The organism is Ensifer sp. CCNWLY38, assembly GCF_037120565.1.
Classification (GTDB): Bacteria; Pseudomonadota; Alphaproteobacteria; order Rhizobiales; family Rhizobiaceae; genus Ensifer; species Ensifer adhaerens_H.
Genome location: NZ_JBBBBO010000007.1, coordinates 77113 through 92450, shown reverse-complemented (window position 1 = coordinate 92450; position 15338 = coordinate 77113). Strand labels below are relative to the sequence as shown.

General features: G+C 62.1%; 12 protein-coding genes. 11 read left to right on the top strand and 1 reads right to left on the bottom strand.

What is annotated here, in order from left to right; translation table 11 throughout:
• The first annotated feature begins 50 nt into the window (after positions 1-50).
• The 10 genes from pal (at position 51) to V7S54_RS16425 (ending at position 12919) form a co-directional block, all read left to right on the top strand.
• Positions 51-584 (top strand): peptidoglycan-associated lipoprotein Pal, encoded by a 534-nt coding sequence (gene pal / locus V7S54_RS16470; protein ID WP_065375282.1) that lies wholly within the window; start codon positions 51-53, stop codon positions 582-584.
• 257 nt (positions 585-841) lie between these two features.
• Positions 842-1879, top strand: coding sequence for a tol-pal system protein YbgF (gene ybgF / locus V7S54_RS16465; RefSeq protein ID WP_065375283.1), 1038 nt, complete (start codon positions 842-844; stop codon positions 1877-1879).
• Between the two features lie 13 nt (positions 1880-1892).
• A complete protein-coding gene (gene tilS, locus V7S54_RS16460; RefSeq protein ID WP_065375284.1) occupies positions 1893-3209 on the top strand; it encodes a tRNA lysidine(34) synthetase TilS in 1317 nt (438 codons plus the stop codon).
• Between the two features lie 101 nt (positions 3210-3310).
• Entirely contained in the window at positions 3311-5251 is a 1941-nt protein-coding gene (ftsH, locus tag V7S54_RS16455; protein WP_065375285.1) for an ATP-dependent zinc metalloprotease FtsH, read from the top strand.
• A gap of 315 nt (positions 5252-5566) precedes the next feature.
• Positions 5567-6919, top strand: a complete 1353-nt coding sequence (glmM, locus tag V7S54_RS16450) for a phosphoglucosamine mutase (protein ID WP_065375350.1) — start codon at positions 5567-5569, stop codon at positions 6917-6919.
• 363 nt (positions 6920-7282) lie between these two features.
• Positions 7283-8110 carry an outer membrane protein gene (locus V7S54_RS16445; RefSeq protein WP_065375286.1) on the top strand — a complete coding sequence of 276 codons (828 nt, stop codon included), beginning with the start codon at positions 7283-7285 and terminating at the stop codon, positions 8108-8110.
• A 187-nt stretch (positions 8111-8297) separates the two neighbouring features.
• Complete coding sequence (locus V7S54_RS16440; protein ID WP_065375287.1) at positions 8298-9131, top strand: outer membrane protein; 834 nt, start codon at positions 8298-8300, stop codon at positions 9129-9131.
• Positions 9132-9385: 254 nt separating this feature from the next.
• Positions 9386-10564, top strand: coding sequence for a phosphoserine transaminase (locus V7S54_RS16435; RefSeq protein ID WP_065375288.1), 1179 nt, complete (start codon positions 9386-9388; stop codon positions 10562-10564).
• Between the two features lie 133 nt (positions 10565-10697).
• Positions 10698-12293, top strand: coding sequence for a phosphoglycerate dehydrogenase (gene serA, locus V7S54_RS16430; RefSeq protein WP_065375289.1), 1596 nt, complete (start codon positions 10698-10700; stop codon positions 12291-12293).
• A gap of 119 nt (positions 12294-12412) precedes the next feature.
• Positions 12413-12919, top strand: a complete 507-nt coding sequence (locus V7S54_RS16425; protein ID WP_065375290.1) for a GNAT family N-acetyltransferase — start codon at positions 12413-12415, stop codon at positions 12917-12919.
• Between the two features lie 22 nt (positions 12920-12941).
• On the opposite strand, the gene V7S54_RS16420 is transcribed toward V7S54_RS16425, so the two are convergent.
• The gene (locus V7S54_RS16420; RefSeq protein ID WP_065375291.1) at positions 12942-13826 is read right to left on the bottom strand and encodes a DMT family transporter; all 885 of its coding nucleotides are present in this window, start codon (positions 13824-13826) and stop codon (positions 12942-12944) included.
• A gap of 205 nt (positions 13827-14031) precedes the next feature.
• Between V7S54_RS16420 and V7S54_RS16415 the strand changes: the two genes are divergently transcribed.
• Positions 14032-15330: an adenylosuccinate synthase gene (locus V7S54_RS16415; RefSeq protein ID WP_057254708.1), complete on the top strand. Its 1299-nt coding sequence runs from the start codon at positions 14032-14034 to the stop codon at positions 15328-15330.
• Positions 15331-15338 lie beyond the last annotated feature (8 nt).

Below are 15338 nucleotides of genomic sequence, written 5' to 3'. Positions count from 1 at the left end.
GTTACAGTCTGGCAACCGTGAATTCAGACACTTCCCAAGGAGACCGGCGCATGAGCCGAATTGACACCCCGGCCGTAGGCCGCATGCAGACCATCGCTCGCAACCCGCTCATGATCGCCCTGGTCATGACGCTTGCCATCGCTGGCTGTGCATCGAAGAAGAACATGCCGAACAATGCCAACGAGCTCGGCCTCGGCGGCGCGGGCGCCGCAACGCCGGGTTCGCAGCAGGACTTCACCGTCAACGTCGGCGACCGCATCTTCTTCGACACCGACTCCACCTCGATCCGTGCCGACGCGCAGCAGACGCTCGCCCGCCAGGCTCAGTGGCTCGCCAAGTACCCGAACTACGCAATCACGATCGAAGGCCATGCCGACGAACGCGGCACGCGCGAATACAACCTTGCGCTCGGCGCCCGCCGTGCGGCCTCCACCCGCGACTACCTCGTCAGCCAGGGCGTTCCGGCAAACCGCATGAAGACGATCTCCTACGGCAAGGAAAAGCCGGTTGCCGTCTGCGACGACATCTCGTGCTGGTCGCAGAACCGCCGCGCGGTTACCGTCCTCGGTGGCGCTGGCATGTAATCTCTCGGCCGAGCCTGGCTCGATCGGGTAGCATGACGTGTTCGGGGGAACGCACCGTGTTCCTAAGATCACAGACTTCTAAATTAAAAGGGCGGCTCTCAGCCGCCCTTTGCTTTTTTACCACACTTTGGCCGAACTCCGTTGCTTTTTCAGGGCAATTGGAAAACTGTGCGGCAATCACCCAGTTGACTCGGCGAGATGTATTGCGGGCCCCTGGTCAAGGGTGTGACAACCGGTATTCGAACAGGACAAATGAAATGAAGAAATTTGTCGTGGCGGGGCTGATCGGTCTTGCGGCCCTTGCGGGCCTGGGCCAGACGGCGAACGCCATGCCGCTTTCAGGGCTGCTGGCCCGAACGACTGAAACTCAAGCCGGCGCGCATAACCTGCCCGTGGTGAAGGTGCAGTCAGCCGAGACCGCACGGATTGGCCAGCTTGAGGAACAGATCCGCTCGCTCAACGGGCGTATCGAGGAAATGAGCTTCCAGTTGCTGCAGATGCAGGAGCAGATCCGGAAGTTCCAGGAGGACAACGAGTTCCGCTTCCAGGACCTGGAAAGCGGCAAGGCCTCCCCGAAGAAGAGCGGCGCGTTGCAGACGCCGAAGACCAGCGATCAGGCGTCCGTCACCCCCGGGGTGACGGATAGCCAGACGATGGCACCGGCAGGCGACGGCAGCGACATGGCTGCCTCCGGTCTTCCTTCGGCCGGTAGCCAGGGCTCCAATGGCGCGGCTGCACCGACCACGCTTGGCCAGATCGTCTTCGACCAGAGCGGCAATCCGGTCTCTGCGACGACCGATGCTCAACCTGGCGCGAACGCGACGCCTCCGGGTGTCGAAGCCGGTGCGGGTCTGCCCGCCGATGATGGTGGCCTGAACGCTAATCCGGGCAATCAGCAGACCGCCTCGCTCGACAACCCCGGCGATCTATACCAGTCGGCCTATGGCCACGTTCTCTCCGGCGACTACAGCACGGCGGAACAGGAATTCGGCGACTATCTGGCCGCGTTCCCGCAGGGCGACAAGGCGGCAGATGCCAGCTTCTGGCTGGGCGAGGCGCAATACTCGCAGGGCAAGTACAGCGACGCGGCCAAGACCTTCCTGAACGCGCACCAGGCCCACGGAAAGTCGCCGAAGGCGCCGGAGATGCTGCTGAAGCTCGGCATGTCGCTCGGTGCGCTCGACAACAAGGAAACTGCCTGCGCGACGCTGCGCGAGGTCAACAAGCGTTACCCGAAGGCTTCGCCGGCGGTAAAGGCAAAGGTGACGAGCGAGCAGAGCCGTTTTGGCTGCTGAGGCCCACCCGCCAATGGCCGTTGTCGAAACGGCAAAACGATTTCTTGCCTCCTTCGATAGACCAGCACGTATCCTCGTGGCCGTCTCCGGCGGGAGCGACTCGAAAGGACTGCTTCTCGCCCTCAACGAGGCGATCGAGGCAACCAAGCCCACACAGTTTTCCCTGGTCGCCTGCACGGTCGATCATGCGCTGAGGCCGGAATCGGCCGAAGAGGCGCGCGGTGTTGCAGCGTTCTGCGAGAGCCTGGGCGTACCGCATATCATTACCCGATGGGACGGGCCGAAGCCCAAGACCGGCATTCAGGCAGCGGCGCGCGAGTCGCGCTACGCTTTGCTGGCCGATGCTGCGCAACGTTGCGAAGCGTCCTCAATCGTCACCGGTCACACGCTCGACGACCAGCGAGAGACGATCCTGATGCGCGCGCAGCGCGGGGCGGGACCCGGTGCCGCGGGCATGGCGGAGGCCACGCTCTATGACCGGCGCATCTGGGTGTTGCGACCGTTCCTCACGGTCGACCGCGCAGCCGTTCGCGCCTTTCTCACCGACCGCAAAATCGGCTGGTTCGATGATCCGAGCAACGCGAACACTCGCTTCGAGCGGGTTCGCGCGCGAGCCTCGTTGGCATCTTTGCCGGAGACCGGTGCCGGTGCCTGGGATGCCCGGTCTCGGGCCCGATCGTCGGCAGCGGCCGCCGCCCTGCTCGAACGGCACGTGCGGGTGCATGCGGGGTTGGTTGCGGAAATCCCTTCGTCGATGGCCGGCCAATGCCGCGATATCGATTGGCAACGGGCGCTGCTTGCGCTGGCGACCGTCCTCGGCGGCCGTGCACATCTGCCTGCGGCCGAGACGGTGGAACGGCTGGTAACTTTCCTGGAGCAGGGGACACCGGGGCGACTGACCGCGGGACGCGTCGTCTTCGACCGGCGCTCGACCGGGCTCTATCTCTATCGGGAGGCGCGCGGTATCGAGGATCTGACGTTGCAGGCTGGGCAAGCCGGCGTCTGGGATGACCGCTTTCTGATCCGCAATGGTGGCGACGGTCCTCTTGCGCTGATGGTGGAAGGCGGTCTCGGACCACAACAGCAGAGACTTATTGCCGCAGGCCTGCCACCGGGCGTTGCCGGTCGTGTGTCGTTGTCGGCGCCCCGCATCGTGTCCGACGACGTCAAAAATGTCGCATCTGCCACGATCGAACCGAGGATCGGCCTCTACGACACCTTTTTGCCGGGTTTCGACAGGATCATGGCGGATAGGATCGCCGGATTGTTCGGACGAGAGCGTTATCTTCCGCCACCGGTTCACGATCTATTGACAGAAATGGAACGGTAGAAGCCGGTTTGCCTTGGCAATGCGTCGCCAGAACCCTATGTTAGGGAGCAAGACAGCGGCCCGGCGAAATGCGCGGGCCGTGACAGGTTCCGGGGAGTTCGATGAACCCTAATTTTCGTAATCTTGCCCTTTGGGCAATCATAGCGCTTCTGCTGATCGCGTTGTTCAGCATGTTCCAGCAGCCGACGGAGCGCACCGGCTCGCGCGAGATTCCGTTCTCGCAATTCCTCAAGGACGTGGATGCGAGCCGCGTCAAGGAAGTCGTGATCACCGGCTCGAAAGTGATCGGCAGCTATTCCGAAAGCGGCGCAACGTTCCAGACCTATGCGCCTTCAGTCGATACGGCGCTGACCGAGCGCCTCGAAGCCAAGGACGTGACGGTCACGGTTCGCCCGGAAACCGACGGCTCGTCCGGCTTCCTGAGCTACATCGGCACGCTTCTTCCGATGCTTCTGATCCTCGGCGTCTGGCTGTTCTTCATGCGCCAGATGCAGGGTGGCTCGCGCGGAGCCATGGGCTTTGGCAAGTCCAAGGCCAAGCTTCTGACCGAAGCGCATGGCCGCGTCACCTTTGACGACGTCGCCGGCGTCGACGAAGCCAAGCAGGACCTCGAAGAAATCGTCGAATTCCTGCGTGACCCGCAGAAGTTCCAGCGCCTTGGCGGACGCATTCCGCGCGGCGTGCTGCTCGTCGGCCCTCCCGGTACCGGTAAGACGCTGCTTGCACGCTCCGTTGCAGGCGAAGCCAACGTGCCGTTCTTCACGATCTCCGGTTCCGACTTCGTCGAAATGTTCGTCGGCGTTGGCGCCAGCCGTGTGCGTGACATGTTCGAACAGGCAAAGAAGAATGCGCCCTGCATCATCTTCATCGACGAAATCGACGCTGTCGGTCGCCATCGTGGCGCAGGTCTCGGCGGCGGCAATGACGAGCGCGAACAGACGCTCAACCAGTTGCTGGTCGAGATGGACGGCTTCGAGGCCAATGAAGGCATCATCCTGATCGCGGCGACCAACCGTCCTGATGTTCTCGATCCGGCATTGCTGCGTCCGGGCCGCTTCGACCGCCAGGTCGTCGTGCCGAACCCGGATATCAACGGCCGCGAGCGCATCCTCAAGGTGCATGTGCGCAACGTGCCGCTGGCGCCGAACGTCGACCTCAAGGTGCTCGCACGTGGTACGCCCGGTTTCTCCGGTGCTGACCTTATGAACCTCGTCAACGAGTCAGCGCTGATGGCCGCCCGCCGCAACAAGCGTCTTGTCACCATGCAAGAATTCGAGGATGCCAAGGACAAGATCATGATGGGCGCCGAACGTCGCTCGTCGGCGATGACCGAGGCCGAAAAGAAGCTGACCGCCTATCACGAGGCCGGTCACGCGATCCTGGCGCTCAACGTTCCCTCGGCCGATCCGCTGCACAAGGCGACGATCATTCCGCGTGGACGGGCGCTTGGCATGGTCATGCAGCTGCCGGAAGGCGACCGCTATTCGATGAGCTACAAGTGGATGGTCTCGCGCCTTGCCATCATGATGGGCGGACGCGTCGCTGAGGAAATCACCTTCGGCAAGGAGAACATCACGTCCGGCGCATCGTCCGACATCGAGCAGGCAACGAAGCTTGCCCGTGCGATGGTGACGCAGTGGGGCTTCTCCGACCAGCTCGGCCAGGTTTCCTATGGTGAGAACCAGCAGGAAGTCTTCCTTGGCCACTCCGTTGCGCAGCAGAAGAACGTTTCTGAAGCGACGGCTCAGAAGATTGACAACGAAATCCGTCGTCTGATCGATGAGGCCTACGAGACCGCCCGCAAGATCCTCACCGAGAAGAACCACGAATTCGTGGCGCTGGCGGAAGGGCTGCTGGAATACGAAACCTTGACGGGCGAAGAGATCAAGGCGCTGATCCGCGGCGAAAAGCCGGCGCGCGACCTTGGCGACGACACGCCGCCGCATCGCGGCTCGGCCGTTCCTTCGGCCGGTTCCAAGAAGGAAGGTCCGGCGGGCAAGGGCGAAGAATCCGAAGGTGGGTTCGAGCCGCAGCCGCAATAATTGCCACGGTTGGCAGTATATCCGAGCCGCCGCTCCTCAAGTGGAGCGGCGGCTTTTCGTTGCCATGCGGCCTCTGGCATTTGGTAACGGGATGTAACGATTTCTGATGTTAGGCTCGCTGCCGTTTGCTTCGCTTTTGTGTCAAAGAAGACATGACGTGTTTGCGATGGCTGTCCTTGAACGGAATGCTGATCGCCAAGCAGACGGCATCCAAGAAGTATGAATGAGGTCCGGTCAATGAAACCCAGTCGCGGAAAACGCAGACAGGCGGAGGTGGCCAAGCCAGCCCTGACCCGGCAGAACGATGGAGTTCTTATGAAGCGAAAGTATTTCGGCACCGACGGTATCCGCGGCCAGTCCAACTTGTTTCCGATGACACCGGATCTGGCGATGCGGGTCGGCATTGCAGTTGGTACGATCTTTCGCAACGGCGCTCACCGCCACCGCGTGGTGATCGGCAAGGATACGCGGCTTTCGGGCTATATGCTCGAGAACGCCATGGTGGCGGGCTTTACGGCCGCCGGTCTTGACGTCTTCCTGCTCGGGCCGATCCCGACCCCCGGCGTCGCCATGCTTACCCGCTCGCTTCGCGCTGATATCGGCGTGATGATCTCCGCCTCGCACAATCCCTTCCAGGACAACGGCATCAAGCTTTTCGGCCCAGACGGCTACAAGCTTTCCGACGATATCGAAGCGAAGATCGAAGCGCTGCTCGACCAGGACCTCTCGGGGCAGCTGGCGAAGTCGGAAGACATCGGTCGCGCGAAGCGCGTCGATGGTGACATCTATCGCTATCTGGAACACGCCAAGCGCACGCTGCCACGCGACGTCACGCTGCAGGGCCTGAGGATCGCCGTCGACTGCGCCAATGGTGCGGCCTACAAGGTGGCGCCGACGGCGCTTTGGGAGCTCGGCGCGGAAGTCGTCACCATCGGCACCGAACCGAACGGTCTCAACATTAATCTCGATTGCGGCTCCACCCATCCCGCCACGCTGTCGAAAAAGGTCCACGAAGTGCGGGCCGACATCGGCATCGCGCTTGATGGCGATGCCGACCGTGTGCTGATCGTCGACGAGAACGGCACGGTAATTGACGGCGACCAGCTGATGGCGGTGATTGCCGACAGCTGGGCGGAAGACGGCATGCTGCGCGGCGGCGCGATCGCGGCAACCGTCATGTCCAATCTCGGTCTCGAGCGTTATCTCAAGGGACGCGGTATCGATCTGCGGCGCACGAAGGTCGGCGACCGTTATGTCGTCGAGCAGATGCGCCAGGACGGACTGAACGTTGGCGGCGAACAGTCCGGCCACATTGTGCTCTCCGATTTCGGCACGACGGGTGATGGCCTTGTCGCTGCTCTGCAGATCCTCGCGGTGATCAAGCGTCAGGGCAAGGCGGTGAGCGAGGTGTGCCACCGCTTCGAGCCGGTGCCGCAGGTGCTGAAGAACGTTCGTGTTTCCGCCGGCAAGCCGCTCGAAGATGCCGCTGTGCGCCAGGCGATCGCTGATGCCGAAGCAGAGCTCGCCAAGTCCGGCCGCCTGCTGATCCGGCCCTCCGGCACCGAGCCGCTCATTCGCGTGATGGCGGAAGGCGACGATCGCGGCCAGGTCGAGCGCATCGTCGATGAACTGGTCAACGTCATCGGCAGCGTTCGCAACGCCGCCTGAGACATTCAGCGACTGATTTCCCTCCAGGGCCGGTGCGACGCATCGGCCTCTTTTTTTGTCCTGCCGTGGCTTGAAAGCGGTGCCCGGGGCGAGATCGTTCCATCATTGGAATTCCGATCTGAAAGCGTTGCTGGCTTTGAGAGCGCGTTGTCCTGACGATTATTTAGCTGCACCTTATGGGAACAGTAGGCTGACAGTAAAGCGGCACAGCAACCGCAAGAATAGGCTGCTTTCTTAACAATCGCGGTAAACGTTTGTAGTTAATCGGAACTTAACCTTTCCTCCTCATTATCCATAACCAACATCGGGATTTGGGCACCGGTTTCATGGTGAACCAAGCAACGGAATGTATTGGAGTGGGCCATGAAGAGAATTTTGAGTGGCGTTGTTGCTGTGTTGCTCAGCGGCACGGCAGCTTTTGCTGCGGATGTCTACCAACCGCCTATGGAGCCGGTGCCGGAGCAGCCCGTCGAGGTCATCCAGACCAGCGGCTGGTACCTGCGCGGCGACGTCGGTTACGCCTGGAACCATCTGCGCGGCGCAAATTTCTACCAGGGGGGGCCAAGCGGCTCGATCGCGGACTTCGATTCGGCCGATATCGATGATTCCTGGGTCATCGGCGGCGGTGTCGGTTACCAGTTCAACAACTACCTGCGTGCCGACATCACGGCCGACTACTGGGGCAACGGCGACTTTGCCGGCTCGACCAGCGGCGGTTGCGGGCTCTTCCCGGGCGAGCCTTGCGTTTCGCGAGACATAAGCTCGGTTTCCGCCTGGAGCCTCATGGCCAACGCCTATGTGGACATCGGCACGTACGGCGCGTTCACCCCTTACGTCGGCGCCGGTGTCGGTGCGACGCGTGTGAGCTGGGACGGACTGCGCAATACGAGCTGCGTAGATGGCGACCCCACCAGATGCGACCCGACGACCAATCATGGCGGCGAAGACAGCTGGCGCTTCACCTACGCCCTGATGGCCGGCACGGCGATCGACCTGACCTGCAACCTGAAGGCCGACATCGGCTATCGCTTCCGCCAGGTCGATGATGGCGACATGTTCGGCTACGCCAACGGTGGCGGTCCGGGCTTCGATGATGGCTTCTACATCCACGAGGCGCGCGCCGGTCTGCGCTACTCCTTCGGCAATACCTGCGAAGTGCCTTACGAGCCGCCGCCGATCGTCTACAAGTAATCGAAAAGTATCCGCGACGTACCAAGGCCACCTTCGGGTGGCCTTTTTCGTTGCCACCAATCTTTGCCCGTTTCCTAACAGGCATGGTTAACCGCGGGTTAACCGGTCGCTGCAATAGTTAACGCTGAACGAAGCGGTGACGGCATGGCTCCATCCCGCACGGATAGCAGCGGTGAAAGGGCATGGCATGGATTGGCGAAACGGGTTCTGCGGAGCCGCTTTTGGTGCCGGCCTGCTCCTCTCCGGCGCCGCGCTGGCGGCTGACGAGGATCTCCTGAATGCCCCGGAGATCACCATCGAGAAAGAAACTGTCGGCACAAGCGCGATCTACCTGCGTGGCGATATCGGCTATGCGCCCTGGCGCGGCGAAGGCGATCCCTACTACCGGACCTTTGATGCGGGAACGCTGACCTATGACAGCGTCCCCTTCGACAATGCCCGCTTTGACAAGCCATTCTCCGGTTCGCTCGGCGTCGGTTACCAGTTTACCGATACATTCCGCGCCGATCTGACGGCCGACTATTTCGAGGGTCGGTTCAGCGGTTCGTCTTCGTCTGCCGGTCCTTGCGCCGGGCAGGGAGCGGGCACGTCCTGCGCTTTCTCGACCGGGGCCGACTATTCCGCCCTTGGATTGATGGCGAACGCCTATGTGGATTTCGGCACACTCGCCGGTTTCACGCCCTATGTCGGCGGCGGCATCGGCGCGACGCGTCTCAACTGGGACACGGCAATCGAACGCGCCACTTGTGTGGCCGGCGGCGGTGCATGTGGCGGTTCGCCCACCTCGAGTTCCTATGAGGGGCGCGACAGCTGGCGTTTCACGTATGCGCTGATGGCGGGCGTTTCCTATGATCTTAGCGAGCAGCTGAAGCTCGATGTCGGCTATCGTTATTCCCATATCGCCGATGGCGAGATGTTCGGCTTCGGCGCCGAGGCGCTGGTGGGGGCTGCCGGCGACAAGGGGTTCGACGACGGGCTTTCCCGTCACGAGATCCGCGCAGGCCTGCGCTTCTCCTTCTAACGCCTGAAGCGCCACAGTTTCGGCGACAGCCGGGTCATACCTTTCCGCCGATTGCCTCAGCCCATTGCCCGGACGAAAGTGCCGGCCGGCAACAATCGGTCGGCGCACATCGTTCTGCTTTTGCAGATCTTGCCCGTGGCGCCATAAATTTTCTCGATTGCGACAAAGCGCTTGACTTCCGGTCCCGTCCACAATATCGACGACGGCGGGACACCCTTCCCCAACGAAGGGCTATCTATCTGGAAGGATAGCACATGGCAAAGCCTGCACAGCCGGACCTCCGTCCGAAGAATACCCATTTCTCTTCTGGCCCTTGCTCGAAGCGCCCCGGTTGGTCGCTCGACGCTCTCTCCGATGCTCCGCTCGGTCGTTCGCACCGCGCCAAGATCGGCAAGACGAAGCTGAAGCAGGCCATCGATCTTACCCGTGACATTCTTGAAGTGCCGGCCGATTACCGCATCGGCATCGTGCCCGCTTCCGATACCGGCGCCGTCGAAATGGCGCTCTGGTCGCTGCTCGGTCAGCGCGGCGTCGACATGGTCGCCTGGGAAAGCTTTGGCGCCGGCTGGGTGACCGACGTGGTCAAGCAGCTGAAGCTCGCCGACGTTCGCAAACTCGAAGCCGGCTACGGCGAGCTGCCTGATCTCTCGAAGATCGATTTCGATCGCGACGTCGTCTTCACCTGGAACGGCACGACCTCGGGCGTGCGCGTCGAAAACGCCGACTTCATCCCGGCCGACCGCAAGGGCCTGACGATCTGCGACGCGACGTCTGCCGCTTTTGCGCAGAACCTCGATTTCGCCAAGCTCGATGTCGTCACCTTCTCCTGGCAGAAGGTTCTGGGCGGTGAGGGCGCCCATGGCGTCATCATCCTGTCGCCGCGTGCGGTCGAACGCCTCTTGACCTACGTTCCGGCCTGGCCGCTGCCGAAGATCTTCCGCATGACCTCGGGCGGCAAGCTGATCGAAGGCATCTTCACCGGCGAGACGATCAACACACCCTCGATGCTCTGCGTCGAGGACTATATCGATGCGCTCCTCTGGGCTGAGCAGGTCGGTGGGCTCAAGGGCCTGATGGCTCGCGCCGATGCCAACACGCAAGCGATCTTCGACTTCGTCGCCGCCAATGACTGGATCGCCAACCTGGCGGTCAAGGACGAGACCCGCTCCAACACCTCGGTCTGCCTGAAGATCGTCGACAGGGACGTCCTGGCGCTCGACGCCGACGGACAGGCCGCCTTCGCCAAGGGCGTGGTTGCGCTTCTCGAAAAGGAAGGCGTCGCCTTCGACATCGGCCACTATCGCGATGCGCCGTCGGGCCTTCGTATCTGGGCCGGTGCCACCATCGAGACCGCCGACATGAAAGCGTTGATGCCGTGGCTGACCTGGGCCTTCGAGACCCAGAAGGCAACGCTGGCGCAGGCCGCGGCCTGATCAGACAAGGGGTGAGGAACAATGGACTTCGCCCGCATCTCACACTGATTTGAGTGATCCGCTTCGCTCCCCATGGGAGCGAGGCTTGGCTAACCGCATTCCCATTCAGACCTGATCTTTAAGGAGGCCTCTCATGGCACCTCGCGTTCTCGTATCCGACGAACTGTCGGAAACCGCCGTCCAGATCTTCCGCGATCGCGGCGTCGAAGTCGATTTCCAGCCGAAGCTCGGCAAGGACAAGGACAAGCTCGCCGAAATCATCGGCAACTATGACGGCCTTGCCATCCGCTCGGCCACCAAGGCGACGGAAAAGCTGATCGCGGCTGCGACCAATCTCAAGGTCATCGGCCGCGCCGGCATCGGCGTCGACAATGTCGATATCCCGGCCGCCTCGCGCCGTGGTATCATCGTGATGAACACGCCCTTCGGCAACTCGATCACGACCGCCGAACACGCGATCGCGCTGCTCTTTGCCGTTGCCCGCCAGCTTCCGGCCGCCGATAACTCGACGCAGGCCGGCAAGTGGGAAAAGTCCCGCTTCATGGGCGTCGAAATCACCGGCAAGATGCTCGGCGTCATCGGTGCCGGCAATATCGGTTCGATCGTCTGCTCGCGCGCCATCGGCCTGAAGATGCACGTGCTTGCCTATGACCCGTTCCTCTCGAAGGAGCGCGCCGAGGAGATGGGCGTGACCAAGGTCGAGCTCGACGAGCTGCTCGCCCACGCCGACTTCATCACCCTGCACGTGCCGCTGACCGACAAGACCCGCAACATCCTCAGCGCCGAAGCGCTTGCCAAGACCAAGCCGGGCGTGCGCATCGTCAACTGCGCCCGCGGTGGTCTGGTCGACGAGAAGGCGCTTGCCGAAGCGATCAAGTCTGGCCATGTCGCCGGCGCCGGCTTCGACGTCTTCGAAGTCGAACCCGCAACGGAAAGCCCGCTCTTCGGGCTGCCGAATGTCGTCTGCACGCCGCATCTCGGCGCTTCGACCACCGAAGCCCAGGAAAACGTCGCTCTGCAGGTGGCCGAGCAGATGTCGGACTATCTCGTCAAGGGTGCCGTCTCCAACGCCATCAACATGCCGTCGATCACTGCTGAGGAAGCGCCGATCCTGAAGCCGTTCATCCGGCTTGCCGACGTTCTCGGTGCCTTCGTCGGCCAGGTGACCGAAAGCGCGATCAAGGAAATCGAGATCCTCTATGACGGCTCGACTGCCGGCATGAACACCAAGGCGCTGACAAGCGCCGTGCTTGCCGGCCTGATCCGGCCGCAGGTCGCCGACGTCAACATGGTTTCGGCGCCGGTCATGATCAAGGAAAAGGGCATCATCCTGTCCGAGGTCAAGCGCGACAAGACCGGTGTCTTCGACGGCTACATCAAGCTGACGGTAAAGACGGCCAACCAGACGCGCTCGGTCGCCGGCACGGTCTTCTCCGATGGCAAGCCGCGCTTCATCCAGATCAAGGGCATCAACCTCGATGCGGATGTCGGCAGCCACATGGTCTACATCACCAACACCGACGTTCCCGGCATGATCGGCTTCATCGGCATGACGCTCGGCGACGCCGGCGTCAACATCGCCAACTTCCAGCTCGGCCGCGAGAAGGAAGGCGGCGACGCGATTGCGCTGCTTTATGTCGACGGTGCCGTTTCGGAGGTCGTGCTTGACAAGCTGCGTGCCAACAAGGCAATCCGCCAGGCAAAGCCGCTGGTCTTCAACATCGATTGACGCCGGCACTGCAAGCGGCGGTGTGATCTGCCGCTTTGCCGACCCAATCACGGGACATATCGAAGACGCATCGGCCGACCGCCGGTGCGTTTTCCTGTTTCGAACGCATGTGACGAGAAATGACCGAAATGACATTCCGCTGGCGCGAGGCAAGCCTGCCCGATCTTGCCTCCGTATCGGAGATCCAGCTTGTGGTTCACCAGGCCTTTCCCGAGGACGATGCGGTACTTGCTGACCGCATCGCCTTGAGTCCTGCCGGTTGCTTCATGCTGGAAGTAGGCGATGCCGCACAGGGCTATGTGCTGAGCCACCCCTGGCTCGAAGGTTTACCGCCGGCCCTGAACACCAAACTTGGCGCGCTGCCGGCTGCCGCTGATACCTGGTACATCCACGACCTTGCACTCATGCCGGAAACGCGCGGATCGGGTGCGGGCGGCAACATCGTGCCGAAGCTTGCAGAGATTGCGCGGCGCGAAGGCTTTCGTTCCATGTCGCTGGTGTCGGTCAACGGCTCGCAAGGCTTCTGGGCCCGGCAAGGCTTTAGCGTTCACATGGACGCTTGGCTGACGCAAAAGCTCTCAAGCTATGGCGAGGACGCCGTCTACATGCGGCAGGCGCTGTCCTAAGCCGCGGCGTCTGGCCCTCACTTCAGTTCTTCGGTCGCCCCTTTTCGGCAATCGCAATGCCGCCCAGCACCAGGAGCAGCGCGACCAGATGGAAAAGATGGAACGTCTCGCCGATCAGGAGCACCGAAAGCAGGGTGCCGAAGACGGGGATGGCGTTGATAAACAGGCCGGCGCGGTTGGCACCGATCATCTCGACGCCGCGGACATAGAGCACCTGCGACATCAGCGAGGGGAAGATCGCCGCATAGAGAACGATGATCCAGCCGGTGGCATCCGGCGCGATCGCCGTGCCCGTGCCGATTTCCCAGAAGAGCAGCGGCAGGGCGCTTAGAAGCGCGCCGAAGGCAGGCGCCGCGATGAAGCTTTGCCAGTGCATCGTCGGCTTGTAGCGCAGTGCGACGGTATAGCCGGCATAGACGACGCAGGCGATGATCATCAACGCGTCGCCGAAATTGAACTCGAGCGTCAACAGGCTTGAAATGTCGCCATGGGCTGCAGTCACCAACACGCCGATCAGGGTGACGGTAAAGCCGATCACCTGGGCGATCGACGCCCGCGTGCGAAACAGCACGAAGTTGAACAGGAAGATCAACATCGGAATGCCGGCCTGGAGAATGACGGCGTTGATGGCGCTCGTATATTTCAGCGCCGAATAGAGCAGAGCGTTGAAGGTGGTGAAACCGATCGCGCCATAGGCGAGAAGCTGCAGCCAGTGCTTGCGAATCTTGTCCCAGTCGCGTCGGATCTGCGGCGTCATCAGCACCAGGATGACGACCAGCGCAAAGACCCAGCGCAGGGTCGTCAGCATCATCGGGCTCACGTGGCCGACCGCCATCTTGCCGGCGACGGAATTGCCGCCCCAAAAGAGTGCGGTGACGCAGAGATAGAAGTAGGCCCTGGAATTCACGATGCTCAGACCTGTGCGGGGATGGGCGACCTGTTGTCGCGATGGCGGGAGAGACGAAGATATAGGCGCTAAATCCCGGCCTTGTCATGCAAAAAGGGCGGAACGCTTGATATAACGGGGTCGCTTTCCAGATGACAACACAGTATAGATGCGCGGGTTTGAGAACAGCGCAGCTTCGTTTGCGCGCCTGCACAGGAAGAGAATTATGACGAATGTCGTAGTGGTCGGCTCCCAATGGGGTGACGAAGGCAAAGGCAAGATTGTGGATTGGCTCTCCGAGCGCGCGGATATCGTCGTGCGCTTTCAGGGCGGTCACAATGCCGGCCATACGCTGGTAATCGACGGCGTCAGCTACAAGCTGTCGCTCCTGCCTTCCGGCGTCGTGCGTCCCGGCAAGCTTGCCGTCATCGGCAATGGCGTCGTCATCGACCCGCACGCGCTGATCGCCGAAATCGACAAGCTCGGCAAGCAGGGCATTGCGATCACGCCGGACAATCTGCGCATCGCCGACAATGCCACGCTGATCCTGTCGCTGCACCGCGAGCTCGATGGCATCCGCGAAGATGCGGCCTCCAACAGCGGCACGAAGATCGGCACCACGCGCCGCGGCATCGGCCCGGCCTACGAAGACAAGGTCGGCCGTCGCGCCATCCGTGTCATGGACCTCGCCGACCTCGATACGTTGCCGGCCAAGGTCGACCGCCTGCTGACCCACCACAACGCGCTGCGCCGTGGTCTCGGTGAAGCGGAGATCAGCCACGAGGCGATCATGCAGGAGCTTTCTTCTGTCGCCGCCAAGGTGCTGCCGTTCATGGACACCGTCTGGGTGCTGCTCGACAAGGCACGTCGCAAGGGTGCCCGCATCCTGTTCGAAGGCGCGCAGGGCACGCTGCTCGACATCGACCACGGCACCTATCCGTTCGTCACCTCGTCGAACACGGTTGCCGGCCAGGCTGCTGCCGGCTCGGGCATGGGCCCGGGCTCTCTCGGCTATATCCTCGGCATCACCAAGGCCTACACGACGCGCGTCGGTGAGGGCCCGTTCCCGACCGAACTCACCGATGAAATCGGCCAGTTCCTCGGCGAAAAGGGTCATGAGTTCGGCACGGTCACGGGCCGCAAGCGCCGCTGCGGCTGGTTCGACGCGGCGCTGGTGCGCCAGTCGGTCGCCGCCAATGGCATCACCGGCATCGCGCTCACCAAGCTCGACGTGCTCGATGGTCTCGACGAACTGAAGATCTGCGTCGGTTATACTCTGGACGGACAGCAGATCGACCATCTGCCGGCAAGCCAGGCGCAGCAAGCTTCGGCAAAGCCAGTCTATATTACACTCGAAGGCTGGAAGGAATCGACGGTCGGCGCACGCAGCTGGGCGGAGCTTCCGGCGCAAGCGATCAAATACGTTCGCCAGGTCGAAGAGTTGATCGGTGCGCCGGTTGCTCTTCTTTCGACCAGCCCCGAGCGGGACGACACAATACTTGTGACGGACCCCTTTGAGGACTAGTGTCGGCG

What these genes read in the sequence shown, in the direction of transcription:
- pal (WP_065375282.1), top strand. Translation starts at nt 51, where the DNA reads ATGAGCCGAATTGACACCCCGGCCGTAGGCCGCATGCAGACCATCGCT.
- ybgF (WP_065375283.1), top strand. Translation starts at nt 842, where the DNA reads ATGAAGAAATTTGTCGTGGCGGGGCTGATCGGTCTTGCGGCCCTTGCG.
- tilS (WP_065375284.1), top strand. Translation starts at nt 1,893, where the DNA reads ATGGCCGTTGTCGAAACGGCAAAACGATTTCTTGCCTCCTTCGATAGA.
- ftsH (WP_065375285.1), top strand. Translation starts at nt 3,311, where the DNA reads ATGAACCCTAATTTTCGTAATCTTGCCCTTTGGGCAATCATAGCGCTT.
- glmM (WP_065375350.1), top strand. Translation starts at nt 5,567, where the DNA reads ATGAAGCGAAAGTATTTCGGCACCGACGGTATCCGCGGCCAGTCCAAC.
- V7S54_RS16445 (WP_065375286.1), top strand. Translation starts at nt 7,283, where the DNA reads ATGAAGAGAATTTTGAGTGGCGTTGTTGCTGTGTTGCTCAGCGGCACG.
- V7S54_RS16440 (WP_065375287.1), top strand. Translation starts at nt 8,298, where the DNA reads ATGGATTGGCGAAACGGGTTCTGCGGAGCCGCTTTTGGTGCCGGCCTG.
- V7S54_RS16435 (WP_065375288.1), top strand. Translation starts at nt 9,386, where the DNA reads ATGGCAAAGCCTGCACAGCCGGACCTCCGTCCGAAGAATACCCATTTC.
- serA (WP_065375289.1), top strand. Translation starts at nt 10,698, where the DNA reads ATGGCACCTCGCGTTCTCGTATCCGACGAACTGTCGGAAACCGCCGTC.
- V7S54_RS16425 (WP_065375290.1), top strand. Translation starts at nt 12,413, where the DNA reads ATGACCGAAATGACATTCCGCTGGCGCGAGGCAAGCCTGCCCGATCTT.
- V7S54_RS16415 (WP_057254708.1), top strand. Translation starts at nt 14,032, where the DNA reads ATGACGAATGTCGTAGTGGTCGGCTCCCAATGGGGTGACGAAGGCAAA.